This window comes from Vibrio ishigakensis (assembly GCF_024347675.1).
In the GTDB taxonomy this organism is placed as follows: domain Bacteria; phylum Pseudomonadota; class Gammaproteobacteria; order Enterobacterales; family Vibrionaceae; genus Vibrio; species Vibrio ishigakensis.
On sequence record NZ_AP024881.1, the window covers coordinates 1 to 14,966 of the forward strand.

A 14,966-nucleotide genomic window follows, 5' to 3' on the forward strand; every position below is an offset into this window, starting at 1 on the left:
GTGTCATCTTCGCTTTGGACGCAATGTTTGCAGCAGCTTCAGGAAGAACTTCCTGCAACAGAATTCTCAATGTGGGTTCGACCACTACAAGCGGAGCTAAGCGATAATACGCTAACCCTGTTTGCACCAAACCGCTTTGTTTTAGATTGGGTACGCGATAAGTACATCAATAGCATCAATCGCCATCTACAGCAGTTCTGCGGAAATGATATTCCTAGCTTACGTTTCGAAGTAGGTAGCAAGCCTGTATCTGCGCCACCAGCACCGAAAAAGTCGGCCGCTGATGTGGCTGCTGAGTCTTCAGCTCCAGCTCAGTTGGCTCGTCGCCAGCAAATCCACAAAACTTGGGATAAAGAGACTGAGGTTGCTGATATTGCCTATCGTTCGAACGTGAACCCTAAGCACAGATTCAACAACTTCGTTGAGGGTAAGTCGAATCAGCTTGGCTTAGCGGCTGCGCGTCAGGTATCGGACAACCCAGGTGCGGCATACAACCCACTGTTCCTTTATGGTGGCACTGGCCTAGGTAAGACTCACCTATTGCACGCAGTAGGTAATGCCATTGTGGACAATAAGCCAAATGCCAAGATTGTGTATATGCACTCTGAACGTTTCGTGCAGGATATGGTTAAAGCACTGCAGAACAACGCTATTGAAGAGTTTAAGCGCTATTACCGCAGTGTTGATGCCTTGCTTATCGATGATATTCAATTCTTTGCCCACAAAGAGCGCTCTCAGGAAGAATTCTTTCATACCTTCAATGCGCTGCTAGAGGGCAACCAACAGATTATCCTTACGTCTGACCGATACCCTAAAGAGATCACTGGGGTAGAAGATCGCCTGAAATCGCGATTCGGTTGGGGTCTAACGGTAGCTATCGAGCCACCAGAGCTTGAGACTCGCGTAGCTATCTTGATGAAGAAGGCCGAAGACCATCAGATCCATCTGGCTGATGAAGTGGCGTTCTTTATCGCAAAACGTCTACGTTCGAACGTTCGTGAACTGGAAGGGGCATTGAACCGTGTTATCGCGAATGCCAACTTTACCGGTCGTCCTATTACTATCGATTTCGTGCGCGAGGCATTGCGTGACCTGCTGGCTCTGCAAGAGAAGCTGGTTACCATAGACAATATTCAAAAAACGGTAGCGGAATACTATAAGATCAAGGTAGCCGACCTACTGTCTAAGCGTCGTTCTCGCTCTGTAGCGCGTCCGCGTCAGCTTGCTATGGCATTGGCCAAAGAGTTGACTAACCACAGCTTGCCTGAGATTGGCGATGCTTTTGGTGGTCGTGACCATACTACGGTTCTGCACGCATGTCGTAAGATCGATCAACTGCGCGAAGAGAGTCACGATATTAAAGAAGACTACTCTAACCTTATCCGCACACTGTCATCATAACGGATCTGATTTTCTATGAAATTTACCATCAATCGTCAGTCACTACTGAAACCTCTTCAACAAGTCTCTGGCGCCCTAGGTGGCCGTCCTGCGCTTCCTATTCTAGGCAACGTTCTACTTAAGGTTGAAGACGGTATGCTTTCAATGACAGCTACCGACCTTGAGGTTGAGTTGATCAGCAAGGTAGAACTAGAAAATGAGTTTGAGCCGGGTAGTATCACAGTACCTTCGCGTAAGTTCCTAGATATCTGTCGTGGTCTTCCAGATACTTCTGATATCACAGTTGCACTAGACGCTGAGCGTGTTGTGGTTCGCTCTGGTCGCAGTCGCTTCTCACTAGCAACCTTGCCGGCTATCGACTTTCCAAATATCGAAGATTGGCAGTCAGAGACTGAGATTACCCTTTCTCAAGCAGCACTTAAGGGCCTTATCGAGAAGACGCAATTCTCTATGGCTAACCAAGACGTGCGTTATTACCTAAACGGTATGCTATTTGAAATCGATGGCAATCAACTGCGTTCGGTTGCGACCGATGGTCACCGTATGGCAGTAGCTGAGGCTGGTATCGAGCAATCATTGCCACAAAGCCAGGTGATCGTACCGCGTAAGGGTGTACTTGAGCTGACTAAGATCCTTGAGATGCCTGAAGAAATGGTAACCCTGCAGGTAGGTAGCTCGAACATCCGCGCTAGCGTAAACAACTTTGTGTTCACCTCTAAGCTGGTGGATGGTCGCTTCCCGGATTATCGCCGTGTAATGCCAAAAGACCCAACCAAAACGGTTGTGGCTGAGTGTGATGAGCTGCGTCAGGCATTCTCTCGTGCAGCTATCCTGTCGAATGAGAAGTTCCGTGGCGTTCGTGTAAACCTGTCTAATGGCACTATGCAGATCACCGCAAACAACCCAGAGCAAGAAGAGGCTCAAGAGGTGGTTGACGTGGAATATGAAGGCGAAGAGCTAGAGATCGGTTTCAACGTTAGCTATGTTCTGGATGTGCTGAACACCTTGCGTTGTGAGAAGGTTACCTTCGGTATGTCTGATGCCAACGCCAGTGCCTTGGTTGAGAATACAGAAGATAGCAGCGCTCAGTACGTTGTTATGCCTATTCGACTCTAATGCCACTCAGTCGTTTAATCGTAAAACAATTTCGAAACATTGAAGCCTGCGATATTAGCCTATCGTCAGGCTTCAATTTTCTTGTGGGTGCCAATGGCAGCGGAAAGACCTCTCTTTTGGAGGCTGTCTATCTGCTTGGTCATGGACGCTCATTTAAAAGCTCTATTACAGGGCGCATCATTCAGCATGAACACCCAGAGCTGTTTGTACATGGTCGCCTAGACACCCTCAGCGGTATGCCACTGCCTATCGGTATCAATAAGCGCAGAGATGGCACTACCGAGGTGAAAATAGCAGGGCAGTCAGGCCAGAAACTGGCTGAACTTGCTCAGGTGCTTCCGCTTCAGCTAATTCATCCTGAAGGCTTTGATCTTCTTACCGATGGCCCTAAGCATAGACGTGCCTTTATTGATTGGGGCGTGTTCCATTGTGAACCGCGATTCTATGAGGTGTGGGGGCGTATCAAGCGTCTTAACAAGCAACGCAATGCGCTTCTTAAAACGGCCACAGGCTATCATGAGCTGAAATTCTGGGATCAAGAGCTGGCTAAACTGGCTGCTCAGATCTCAGAGTGGCGTGCGACCTACGTGGAGCAGCTCATCGAGGTGGCTCAGCCTCTGTGTCAAGAATTCTTACCTGAATTCGAAGCCAAGATGGCTTTCTATCAAGGCTGGGAGAAAGGTGCTGACTATGCCGAAGTTTTGCAAAACAATTTCGAGCGAGATCAGCAACTTGGCTATACTTTCAGTGGGCCGAATAAAGCGGACCTAAAAATTCGAATCAAGGGCACCCCAGTTGAGGATATTCTCTCGCGTGGGCAACTTAAGCTCTTGGTGTGTGCTCTGCGTGTAGCGCAGGGACAACACCTAACCAAACTGACTCAAAAGCAGTGCATTTATCTTATCGACGACTTCGCTTCCGAGCTTGATAGTCAACGACGTGCACGCCTTGCTACTTGTCTGAAAGAGACTGGCGCACAAGTATTTGTAAGTTCTATAACTGAAAGCCAAATTTCTGACATGATGAGTGAAAATAGCAAGATGTTTCATGTGGAACGTGGCAAAATAGAGGCAGTAAATATTGAACCTGAATAGCGGTTCCGGCTCGACTGACAGTGGCTCGACCACTCAATTTTGAGTTTATCGCCAAAATACGCTTTCATAGGATTGAACCCTAATAAAAGTCGACTTTTACTTTGGCACAAGGACAGGCTCCGGCGGGATAACGTCGCAGTCCACAACGTATTCAAAATAGATGGCTGAAGCCAAGCTTCAGTCCCTAATAGAGAGTAACTCATGGCAGAAAATTACGATTCTTCGAGTATTAAAGTACTTAAAGGTCTGGATGCAGTACGTAAGCGTCCGGGTATGTATATCGGTGATACCGACGACGGTACCGGTCTACACCATATGGTATTCGAGGTAGTGGATAACTCTATCGATGAAGCGTTGGCGGGTCACTGTAACGACATTATCGTGACTATTCATGAAGATAACTCTGTATCGGTTAAAGATGACGGTCGTGGTATCCCGACTGAGCTTCACCCTGAAGAGAAAGTATCGGCAGCAGAAGTTATCATGACGGTTCTGCACGCTGGTGGTAAGTTCGATGACAACTCGTACAAGGTGTCAGGTGGTCTGCACGGTGTAGGTGTTTCGGTAGTAAACGCCCTATCTAAGCAGGTTACTCTAACTATCCACCGTGGCGGTGAAATCCACTCTCAAACCTATCACCATGGTGAGCCACAAGCGCCACTATCGGTAGTCGGTAAAACAGATAAAACAGGTACAGAGATCCGTTTCTGGCCAAGCGAAGAGACCTTCTCAAACGTAGAATTCCACTACGACATCCTAGCTAAGCGTCTACGTGAACTTTCGTTCCTAAACTCAGGCGTATCTATCAAGCTAATTGATGAGCGTGAAGAAGATAAATCTGATCACTTCATGTTTGAAGGTGGTATCCAGGCGTTCGTTGATCACCTAAACACTAATAAAACACCTATCATCCAGAAGATCTTCCACTTCAACTCTGAGCGTGAAGATGGCATTACGGTTGAGGTTGCGATGCAGTGGAACGATGGCTTCCAAGAGAGCATCTTCTGCTTTACCAACAATATTCCTCAGCGTGATGGTGGTACCCACCTTGCGGGCTTCCGTGCAGCACTGACTCGTACCCTGAACTCTTTCATGGACAAGGAAGGCTTCTCTAAGAAGGCTAAGGCAGCAACCTCGGGCGATGATGCTCGTGAAGGTCTAACGGCGGTTATCTCGGTGAAGGTGCCAGACCCTAAGTTCTCAAGCCAGACCAAAGACAAGCTAGTTTCTTCTGAAGTGAAGTCAGCGGTTGAGTCTGCGATGGGTGAGAAGCTGTCTGAGTTCCTAGTAGAGAACCCGAACGAAGCTAAGACGGTTTGTAGCAAGATTATCGATGCAGCTCGTGCTCGTGAAGCAGCGCGTAAAGCACGTGAGATGACTCGTCGTAAAGGCGCGCTAGACCTAGCAGGCCTTCCAGGTAAGCTGGCGGACTGCCAAGAGAAAGACCCAGCGCTTTCTGAACTATACATAGTGGAGGGTGACTCTGCGGGCGGTAGTGCTAAGCAGGGTCGTAACCGTAAGAACCAAGCGATTCTTCCACTTAAAGGTAAGATTCTAAACGTTGAGAAGGCACGTTTTGACAAGATGCTTTCTTCTCAAGAAGTAGCAACGCTAATCACAGCACTTGGTTGTGGTATTGGCCGTGACGAATACAACCCAGATAAACTGCGTTATCACAACATCATCATCATGACCGATGCCGATGTGGATGGTTCTCACATCCGTACCCTGCTACTGACGTTCTTCTATCGTCAAATGCCAGAGCTTATTGAGCGTGGTTATGTGTACATCGCTCAGCCACCTCTTTACAAGGTTAAGAAAGGTAAGCAAGAGCAGTACATCAAAGATGAAGATGCAATGACTCAATATCAGACAGCGCTAGCACTAGATAACGCAGCTCTGTTTGTTAACCCTGAAGCGCCAGCACTATCTGGTGAGCCTCTAGAATCTCTAGTTACTCAGTTCAACCAAGCAACTAAGCTGGTGGAGCGCATGGCTCGTCAACTACCTAAAGCGTTAGTAGAAGAGCTTATCTACGTTCCTCGTCTGACCGCTGAAATGTGCCAAGATGAAGCCAATGTTCAAGCTTGGGGTGAGCGTCTGGTTGCTCAGCTTAATGAGAAAGAAGTTGGTGCAAGCCAGTACAGCCTTGAGGTTGAGAAGCACCAAGAGCTTAATGTTGCACTGCCTAAGGTAGTGGTTCGTACCCACGGTGTTCACTATGAATACGTGATCAGCCTAGAGCTTCTTGCAACTAAAGAGTACGGTAAGCTAGCCGCACTATCTGATGCGCTGGACGGCCTAATCGAAGAAGGCGCTTATGTTAAGCGTGGTGAGCGTACTGCTGAGGTTTCTAACTTCCAAGAAGTGCTAGATTGGCTAGGCAAAGAGTCTCGTCGTGGTCTATCTCTACAGCGATACAAAGGTCTGGGTGAGATGAACCCTGAGCAGCTTTGGGAAACCACAATGGACCCAGATACTCGCCGCATGATGCAGGTGACTATCGAGGATGCGGTAGGTGCCGATCAGCTATTCACCACATTGATGGGTGACCAAGTTGAGCCTCGTCGTAACTTCATTGAAGAGAATGCGCTTAAGGTAGCTAACCTAGACGTGTAGTCTGGTATACCATCCCTTATCACAATAAAGCTGGCCAACTGGTCAGCTTTATTTTTGTGCGCTATTTGTTCAATTCTGTGTTAAGTTCGGTGCCTCTGAAATAGTTCCCTAGCAGTTTGTAAGAAAGTTTTATGTTTGCAAATATCAGAATGGTGGCATTCGCACTCTTGGTGACCTTAAACACAGCGTGGACTGCGCTGGTGGTGTGCCTGTTTGCGATCCCAAAAATCATCGTGCCTATCAAGCCGTTTCAAATAGCAATGTCGCGTCTGGCTAACGCTCAATTTAGATTCTGGGCAACTCTAAACCTTTGGATGCTGAAGGCGAATAACCGTATCGAGTGGCAGATCGAGGGCAGTGAGGATATCTCATTAAAACAGTCCTATATGCTTATCTCTAATCACCTAAGTTGGGCTGATATCGTTATTCTCTCCTCGGTGATTAAGGACAAGGCGCCAATGCCTAAGTTCTTCCTTAAACACGACCTTTTGTATGTTCCTTTTGTAGGACTTGCGTGCTGGGGCTTAAACATGCCGTTTATGAAACGTCACTCTCGTGAGTATTTGATTCGTCATCCAGAGCGTCGCAATGATGACTTCAATGCTATCAAGCGCGCCAGTGAGCAGTTCAAGGGCGTTCCGACTACGGTAGTAAACTTCGTTGAGGGTACACGAGTAAATCAAGAAAAACTGTCTACCATGAAGACCCCATACAACCATCTTCTAAAACCTAAGACGGGTGGTGTGGCGTTTGCTCTAGATGCGATGCGTCATGACATTGACGGTATTCTAGATTTCACTATTGCCTACCCAGAAAACCAAGAGAGCCCGTTTAAGGACCTTTTGCAGGGTAAGTTAACCAAGATAGTGGTGAAGATTGACCTGTGTCCTATGGATGAAAACACCAGTGGAGACTACTTTAACGACAAGGCGTTCAAGCGCCGTTTCCATGCTTGGCTGAATAATCAGTGGCAGGAAAAGGACGAGTATCTCTCCACCATCTACAAATAATTTTATGAATAGGGGTTGAATTAAAAGATTCAGCCCCTATTTCTTTATACAGGAAGGATGCCATAAGGGCCTTCCCAACTGGATAAACCGAATTCGCTCAAGAGAGGAATTCTGTGTCCAAAACTTTAACCAATTGAGAACCATGTCCAAGACGGAATGGGGATCGATTCACTTAAATCCAACTCTCTGGATTTAGGTCTATTGCTTATATTTGAGGATAGTTATTATGAGAACTGTAGATTTCACTCCTTTGTACCGCAACGCTATTGGCTTTGATCGTCTATTCAATATGATGGAAACGTCATCAGCGAAAAATACCTCTGGCGGTTACCCTCCATACAACATCGAACAGCAAGATGAGAACAAGTACCGTATTACTATGGCGGTTGCTGGTTTTGCTGAAGAGCAGCTAGATATCACTCAAAAAGAGAACGTGCTGATCGTTCGTGGTGAGCGCAAAGCTGAGGAAGGTAAGAGCTATATCTATCAAGGCATCGCAGAACGCGACTTCGAGCGTAAGTTCCAACTGGCGGACTACGTTAAGGTTATCGGCGCAACCATGGAAAATGGCCTGCTACACGTTGACCTAGAGCGTGAAATTCCAGAAGCGATGAAGCCTCGTAAGATTGCGATTAACGGTAGCAACCTAATCGAAAACAAATAAGCTGTTATAAAGAGTGAAAGAGCGCCAAAGGGCGCTCTTTTTTATGCTTGGCTATAAGCCTTTTTCACTTCCTCGGCGATGATAGCGATACCGCGTTGCATGTCTTCATCGCTCTGCACATAGTTCATGCGGAGGCATTGATGCGCATGGTCCCAATCATCATCCTGACCAAAGAAGAAATACTCTCCTGGGACGATCAGCACGCCGCGTGCTTTGAGTCTCTTGTATAGCTCCATAGTGGTGATAGGTAGTTCATCGAACCATAGCCATAGGAACATGGCGCCTTCAGGTTTATGGATTCTAAATCTCGGTTCATCGATAGCTTGTTGTAATAGCTCTACCGCATGCTGAGACTTGCCTTGATAGAAAGGCTTGATAACGTCGTTACTCAGACGAAGCAGGTCGTTGGACTCAATCATATGCTGAGCGATAGCAGGACCAATACTGCCTGGGGCAAGACCAATAATGCCATTGATGTTGGTTAGAGCTTGAGTGATCTCCTCATTGGCGATCACTATGCCGCATCTTAGACCTGGCAGCCCCAACTTAGACAGACTCATACATAAGATGGTGTTGTCGTTATAAAAAGGCTTAGCATCCTCAAACACGATGTTCGGGAAAGGCGTGCCGTAGGCATTATCTATGATAAGTGGGATATTGTGCTTACGCGCTAGCTCATCCAGTTTCTCTATCTCTTCATCGGTAAGTAGGTTACCGGTTGGGTTGGTCGGGCGGGAAGCACAGATAGCGGCTACCGAATCGTCAACTTCTAGCTCAGAGAAATCCACGTGATATTTGAACTGGCGGTCTTCGAGTAGCTCAATCTCTGGCTTATAAGAGACAAATATATCGTCGTCGATACCCGAGTCGCAGTAACCAATATATTCAGGTGCTAGTGGAAGCAGGATCTTCTTATGCGATCCATCTTGTTGCTTACCCGCAAGCAGGTTGAACAGATAGAAGAAGGCGCTTTGGCTGCCGTTGGTCAGAGAGATGTTCTTCTCACTGATGTCCCAGCTATAGGTATCTTTCAGTAGCTTAGCTAGGCCTTTAACAAAGGTGTCTTTGCCTTGGGGGCCATCGTAGTTGGCCATAGCCGAAACCAACTCACCACTGGCGAGCATCTCTTGGCTTACCTTAGAGAAATAATCCATCATCTGTGGAATTGAGGCAGGATTGCCACCACCGAGCATCAGGGCACCAGGAGTACGCAGACCATCATTAAGGTCATCCATCAACTGAGTGATTCCTGAATAGCGATTAAACTTTTCGCCGAACTTGGAGTAGCTTTTCGAGGTAGACATACGGGTCCCTGACTATTTCTCAATAAATTATAGGAAAGAGAGAAACCTTAGCTCAGGGGGAGGGCGATACTCAATAGGTGGAAGTTAAATTTCTGAATAAAAAGCCCAGCGTTATGCTGGGCTCTTTTGGGATTATTTCTGCAGAAGAGAAATATCTGCGATTTCTAAGAACAGGTTACGCAGGTTATTAAGCAGGGTTAGACGGTTTTTCTTCAATGCTTCGTCATCAGCCATAACCATAACGTTGTCGAAGAAGGCATCTACTGGCTCGCGAAGCTCAGCAAGCTTGCTTAGTGCTTGTTGGTAGTTACCCGTTTCAAATGCAGGCTCAAGCGCTTCAGTTAGCACTTCTACGCTTTCTGCTAGAACCTTCTCTGCATCTTCCTGAAGAAGAGCAAGGTCGATTTCGCTGGCTAGCTCACCATCGAACTTAGCTAGGATGTTACCTACACGCTTGTTCGCTGCTGCTAGAGATTCTGCTGCATCTAGACCACGGAAGTGAGATACCGCCTTAACGCGTTGATCGAAATCCGCTGGTTTAGTTGGGCGACGTGCAAGAACCGCTTGAATGATGTCTACGCTGAAGCCTTCGTCTTGATACCAAGCGCGGAAGCGACCTAGCATAAAGTCGATAACGTCTTGCTCAACGTTTTCGTTGGTCAGCTTGGTACCGAACTGAACCTTAGCTTCACGGATAAGGTCAACTAGGTCTAAGTTGTAGCCGTTCTCAACGATGATACGAAGCACACCTAGAGATGCACGGCGAAGTGCAAATGGGTCAGAACCCTTAGGTGCTTGGCCAATACCGAAGATACCAACGATAGTGTCTAGCTTGTCCGCCATAGCAACAGCTGAAGAGATACCAGTGCTTGGTAGGTCATCGCCAGCAAAACGAGGCATGTACTGCTCGTATAGCGCTAGTGCTACTTGCTCATCTTCACCGTCGTGGGTTGCGTAGTGCATGCCCATAACACCCTGAGTATCGGTAAATTCGAATACCATAGAGGTCATTAGGTCACATTTAGCCAGTAGGCCAGCACGAGTCGCTTTCTCAACGTCAGCGTCGATCTGCTTAGCAATGTAGCCAGACAGTGCAGTAATGCGATCAGTCTTATCTTTGATAGTACCAAGCTGCTTCTGGAAAACAGCCTGCTCTAGCTCAGGTAGACGGTCGATAAGCGGACGCTTACGGTCAGTGTTAAAGAAGAACTCAGCATCAGCAAGGCGCGGACGAACTACCTTTTCGTTACCTTCGATAACGTGGCGAGGCTCTTTAGACTCGATGTTAGAAACGAAGATAAAGTTAGGCAGTAGCTTCTTGTTCTCGTCGTAAACAGGGAAGTACTTCTGGTCACCCTTCATTGTGTAAACCAAAGCTTCAGAAGGAACCTTTAGGAACTCTTCTTCAAATTTTGCTGTTAGTACAACAGGCCATTCAACCAGAGAAGTTACTTCTTCTACTAGGTCATCTTCTAGATCAGCAATACCGCCAACCGCTGCCGCTGCCTTTTCAGAATCCGCTAGGATGATAGCTTTACGCGCTTCGTAGTCAGCCATTACCTTGCCGCGCTCTTCTAGGATCGCAGGGTATTGCTCAGCTGAATCAATAGTGAACTCTTGCTCACCCATGAAGCGGTGACCACGGATAGTGCGGTCTGAAGTTACGCCAAGGATTTCACCTTCGATTAGGTCAGAGCCCATTAGCATAGTCAGAGTTTTAACTGGACGAATGAACTGAGTGGTCTTGTTACCCCAGCGCATTGGTTTTGCGATAGGTAGGTTGCCTAGAGCCTTAGCTGCTAGCTCAACCACGATCTCAGAAGTCGCTTGGCCTTTAACTTCTTGTTTAAATAGAAGCCATTCGCCTTTGTCCGTCTTAAGACGGTCAGCTTGGTCAACCGTGATACCGTTGCCACGAGCCCAGCCTTGAGCGGCTTTAGTTGGATTACCTTCTGCATCGAATGCAACAGAGATAGCTGGGCCGCGCTTCTCAACGACTTTGTCCGCTTGGCCTTCAGCTAGAGCTGCAACCTTAAGTGCAAGACGACGAGGAGCCGCATACCACTTAATGCCTTCGTGAGTTAGGTCTGCGCCTTTTAGCTCTGCTTCGAAGTTAGAAGCGAACGCTTCAGCTAGGGTGCGAAGCTGTGTTGGTGGTAGCTCTTCGGTACCCAGTTCAATTAGAAATTCTTTTGCCATGATTACTTTTCCTCGCCTTCTTTCTTGCACATTGGGAAGCCAAGAGCTTCACGGGATGCGTAGTACGCTTCTGCTACTGCTTTAGTCAGGTTGCGGATGCGAAGGATGTAACGTTGGCGCTCAGTTACTGAGATAGCTTTACGAGCATCTAGTAGGTTGAAAGCGTGTGCCGCCTTTAGGATGCGCTCGTAAGCTGGTAGAGGTAGAGGCTTCTCTAGCTCTAGTAGTTCTTTGGTTTCTTTTTCACATTGGTCGAAGAAGCCAAATAGGAAATCTACATCAGCGTGCTCGAAGTTATAGGTTGATTGCTCAACTTCGTTTTGATGGAAGATATCACCATAGGTCACTTTGCTACCGTCAGGTGCAACGTTCCAAACAAGGTCGTAAACAGAGTCTACTTCTTGAATATACATAGCTAGACGCTCGATACCGTAAGTGATCTCACCAGTTACTGGCTTACACTCAAGGCCACCTACTTGCTGGAAGTAAGTAAACTGAGTTACTTCCATGCCGTTTAGCCATACTTCCCAGCCAAGACCCCATGCACCTAGGGTTGGGTTTTCCCAGTTATCTTCAACGAAACGTATGTCGTGAACCAGTGGGTCAATACCTAGAACTTCTAGAGAGCCAAGGTATAGCTCCTGGATGTTGTCTGGAGAAGGCTTAAGCGCTACCTGAAATTGGTAGTAGTGCTGAAGACGGTTTGGGTTTTCACCATAGCGCCCGTCAGTAGGTCGACGTGACGGTTGAACGTAAGCTGTCGACATTGGCTCTGGGCCAAGTGCTCGCAAACATGTCATTGGGTGAGAGGTGCCAGCACCTACTTCCATGTCTAGAGGTTGAACAATGGTACAGCCATTTTGAGCCCAATAATCCTGCAGCGCGAGGATCATTCCCTGGAAGGTTTTGATGTCGAATTTTTGCATAGTCAGTTCGCGCGATGTGTCTGTCTAAAATGTGAAATAACGATAAATTATACCCAGTTATTGGGTTGGGTAGTAGTGAAAAAACATCCAATTCAGCCTTGTTTTGGCGTGAATGAGCCCAGAAAAGGCTTGGTTTAGAGGGATTTTGCACTCAAGAGGTAGGAAGAGCGGAAGGGGTAGAAGTGATTGAGTCTTGTTCAGCTAGACTCAATCACAAATATTTGGTCTGAGTTTACTCTTCTAGGTAGTTGATAAATTTGAAGTTGATGACTCTAGGTATATTACCTTCACCGCCCTCTAAGTCAGTGGTCTCTTGCCAAAGCAACAGGCACACAAAGTTATTACACACCACATCCTCATGGATATCGTTGGCTTTCATATCGTTTATGCCTGAGTTGCTCACCTCGAGCTTAGGTTCACTTAAGGTGCCATCCGGCTCAAGTTCAGCAGAGTAGATGTCATAATCGTAGTTCTCTAGATTGTCCGAAGCTGGAGACTGCTGCCATGTGATTAGGAAGTTTTGTTTTGCGGGATTATAGCCAACAGTCGGTTCATCGACCGCTCTGTCCGAATAGTCAGGGCCTTGCTCTTCAACCTCAGCGAGAACAAGCTTACTGCCTACTTGCCCTGCATCGGATATGATTCTAGTGGCAATTTGACTGGTACTTTTGTTATCCGATTCAAAGGTAGAGTAATCGACGGTTCGGTACGTCACGGCATAGCTATTGCTGGCTGGATCGTAGGCTGATGAGATCTCTTGAGGTTCGTCTAGGTTCTCTTCTTCTCCATTATCTATATTGACGTTATAAGCCTCTACACTATCTATGACAATCAGACCACCTAGATTATTTAGTTCCGAATCTAGTCGCTGTCCTTCTAAGCCGTTGAAGATGTTTCTTACAAGAGGTACTTCGCTGGTATCACTGTCGTAGTTGTGTTGCCATGCCAAAAAATACTGGTCATCTTGGCTGTTATAGGCCAAGTGCACACCAGTAAATTCATCAGTGTCGTTTTGGTTTAATACATCGTTGGAGTCGAATTCTTCTCGAACAAGCTTTGCCTCACCCTCAGGTTTACCATCAGCGCTAATGTACTGAACGTAAACACCACCCGCTTTTGGGTTCTCTGAGCACTCTTCAGCTTCTCTTGAATTGTGTACCCAAGCCAACAGCCACTGGTTCTTTTCAGAGTTGTACTCAATACTTGCATCACCATGCGCGCAACCTATATCCAGGGTCGTGCTACTAGTGATATTTCCATCGCTATCAACCAGAGATAGCTGGATCTTGTCTAGAGCGTCAGAGCCAGCAGGGGCAGTGATAGGTTTCTCCCATGCTGTCAAAAAGGTGTTATCGGTAGAGTTAAAACTGATCGTTGGGTCTGCAAGGTCCTCATCGGTACTGGAATCTAGCTCTATCGCTTCACCAAAAGAACCATCGTAGTTAGCTCTTCTCAGCTCTATGGTCTCTACAGCTGGATCAAAGGTATTGTCATTCCAGATAATCATGAAGTAATGATCGATAGAGTTGTAGGCTGCTGATGCTTGACGAGCTCTGTTGGTAGCCGGTGAGACTGCTTGAACTTCTGCTGTGATTGATTCAGGTGTAAATGTCTCCTCTTGAGACGCAGATGAACTGCTATCACACCCTACTGCACCCAGAGTTAAAAAGAGAGGTAGTAATTGCTTGCCACTCATAATTCATCCTTGAACATTTGACGTGCCACATACCAAGGTTAGGACAAAGTGTTGATGATAGAAAACAGTGAGCAAAAAAACTCTATTTAGGTATTAGCAAGGAGAGCTGATGCAGTTGGTTGCTTTTTTCTTCACCAATCCATACAATGCGCCCGTCTTTGGGGAGTAGCTTACCTTCCAAACAAGTTTTCAGGTTTGTACATCAACATAATTGGTGCAAAATCACCATGGTGTGCAAGACCCAAGTCCTACGGCTGTTCTAGCCAGACTGGCGTTTAGCAAGACCATAGACAAGTGTCGTGAACCTAGGTGGGGGAGCGAGGCTTGTTTATGAGTAGCTTGTCCCCCGCCTACAGAGAGATTTCCATTGAGCGTTTTAGCCATTTCAATCACCACGGTTGCCTTAGCTGAGATTGGGGACAAAACCCAACTATTATCATTGCTTCTAGCAAGCCGATATCGCAAGCCACTGCCAATTATCGCGGCTATCTTTTTAGCTACCATAGCGAACCATGCTGTTGCAGCTTGGCTAGGCGTACTAGTTTCAGACCTGTTGACACCAAGTGTTTTGAAGTGGGTTGTGGTGGCGAGTTTTGCCGCTATGGCTCTGTGGGTGCTAATCCCAGATAAGCTAGATGACGATGAGAAAATATCTAATCGAGGTCCATTTGTAGCCAGCTTTATCGCCTTCTTTATTGCCGAGATTGGGGATAAAACTCAGATAGCGACCTCTATCCTAGGCGCTCAGTATGCAGATGCTTTAATGTGGGTGATCCTAGGCACCACGATCGGTATGCTACTCGCGAATGTGCCTGTGGTATTGATCGGTAAGTTGTCGGCAGAGAGATTGCCGTTAGCATTGATCAGAAAGGTAACCGCAGCGCTGTTCGCCCTATTGGCCATAAGCGCAGCGATTTACTAGAAAAAAGGGCTTGTG

11 protein-coding genes and 1 riboswitch are annotated in these 14,966 nt (G+C 47.0%); of the genes, 7 read left to right on the top strand and 4 right to left on the bottom strand.

Annotated elements, in window-relative coordinates; genetic code table 11:
* The 6 genes from dnaA (at position 1) to Pcarn_RS00030 (ending at position 7,904) form a co-directional block, all read left to right on the top strand.
* On the top strand, positions 1–1,401 hold the full coding sequence (gene dnaA / locus Pcarn_RS00005; protein ID WP_261834379.1) for a chromosomal replication initiator protein DnaA: 1,401 nt from the start codon (positions 1–3) through the stop codon (positions 1,399–1,401).
* Positions 1,402–1,416: 15 nt separating this feature from the next.
* Positions 1,417–2,517, top strand: a complete 1,101-nt coding sequence (gene dnaN / locus Pcarn_RS00010; protein WP_261834380.1) for a DNA polymerase III subunit beta — start codon at positions 1,417–1,419, stop codon at positions 2,515–2,517.
* On the top strand, positions 2,517–3,611 hold the full coding sequence (gene recF, locus Pcarn_RS00015) for a DNA replication/repair protein RecF (protein ID WP_261834381.1): 1,095 nt from the start codon (positions 2,517–2,519) through the stop codon (positions 3,609–3,611). The genes dnaN and recF overlap by 1 nt, the downstream gene beginning before the upstream one ends.
* A 201-nt stretch (positions 3,612–3,812) precedes the next feature.
* A complete protein-coding gene (gene gyrB / locus Pcarn_RS00020) occupies positions 3,813–6,230 on the top strand; it encodes a DNA topoisomerase (ATP-hydrolyzing) subunit B (protein ID WP_261834382.1) in 2,418 nt (805 codons plus the stop codon).
* Positions 6,231–6,361: 131 nt separating this feature from the next.
* Positions 6,362–7,240 carry an acyltransferase gene (locus Pcarn_RS00025; protein ID WP_261834383.1) on the top strand — a complete coding sequence of 293 codons (879 nt, stop codon included), beginning with the start codon at positions 6,362–6,364 and terminating at the stop codon, positions 7,238–7,240.
* A 226-nt stretch (positions 7,241–7,466) separates the two neighbouring features.
* Positions 7,467–7,904 (top strand): Hsp20 family protein, encoded by a 438-nt coding sequence (locus Pcarn_RS00030; protein ID WP_261834384.1) that lies wholly within the window; start codon positions 7,467–7,469, stop codon positions 7,902–7,904.
* 41 nt (positions 7,905–7,945) lie between these two features.
* Here Pcarn_RS00030 and Pcarn_RS00035 read toward each other — a convergent pair whose 3' ends face one another.
* The 4 genes from Pcarn_RS00035 to Pcarn_RS00050 form a co-directional block, all read right to left on the bottom strand.
* Positions 7,946–9,208, bottom strand: coding sequence for a valine--pyruvate transaminase (locus Pcarn_RS00035; protein ID WP_261834385.1), 1,263 nt, complete (start codon positions 9,206–9,208; stop codon positions 7,946–7,948).
* Between the two features lie 132 nt (positions 9,209–9,340).
* Positions 9,341–11,407 carry a glycine--tRNA ligase subunit beta gene (glyS, locus tag Pcarn_RS00040; protein ID WP_261834386.1) on the bottom strand — a complete coding sequence of 689 codons (2,067 nt, stop codon included), beginning with the start codon at positions 11,405–11,407 and terminating at the stop codon, positions 9,341–9,343.
* 2 nt (positions 11,408–11,409) lie between these two features.
* Positions 11,410–12,333, bottom strand: coding sequence for a glycine--tRNA ligase subunit alpha (glyQ, locus tag Pcarn_RS00045; RefSeq protein WP_261834387.1), 924 nt, complete (start codon positions 12,331–12,333; stop codon positions 11,410–11,412).
* A gap of 232 nt (positions 12,334–12,565) precedes the next feature.
* Entirely contained in the window at positions 12,566–14,029 is a 1,464-nt protein-coding gene (locus tag Pcarn_RS00050) for a hypothetical protein (RefSeq protein ID WP_261834388.1), read from the bottom strand.
* 148 nt (positions 14,030–14,177) lie between these two features.
* Positions 14,178–14,383, top strand: a riboswitch (yybP-ykoY riboswitch).
* A gap of 13 nt (positions 14,384–14,396) precedes the next feature.
* Here Pcarn_RS00050 and Pcarn_RS00055 point away from each other — a divergent pair.
* Positions 14,397–14,951 carry a TMEM165/GDT1 family protein gene (locus Pcarn_RS00055; RefSeq protein WP_261834389.1) on the top strand — a complete coding sequence of 185 codons (555 nt, stop codon included), beginning with the start codon at positions 14,397–14,399 and terminating at the stop codon, positions 14,949–14,951.
* The last annotated feature ends 15 nt before the right edge of the window (positions 14,952–14,966 follow it).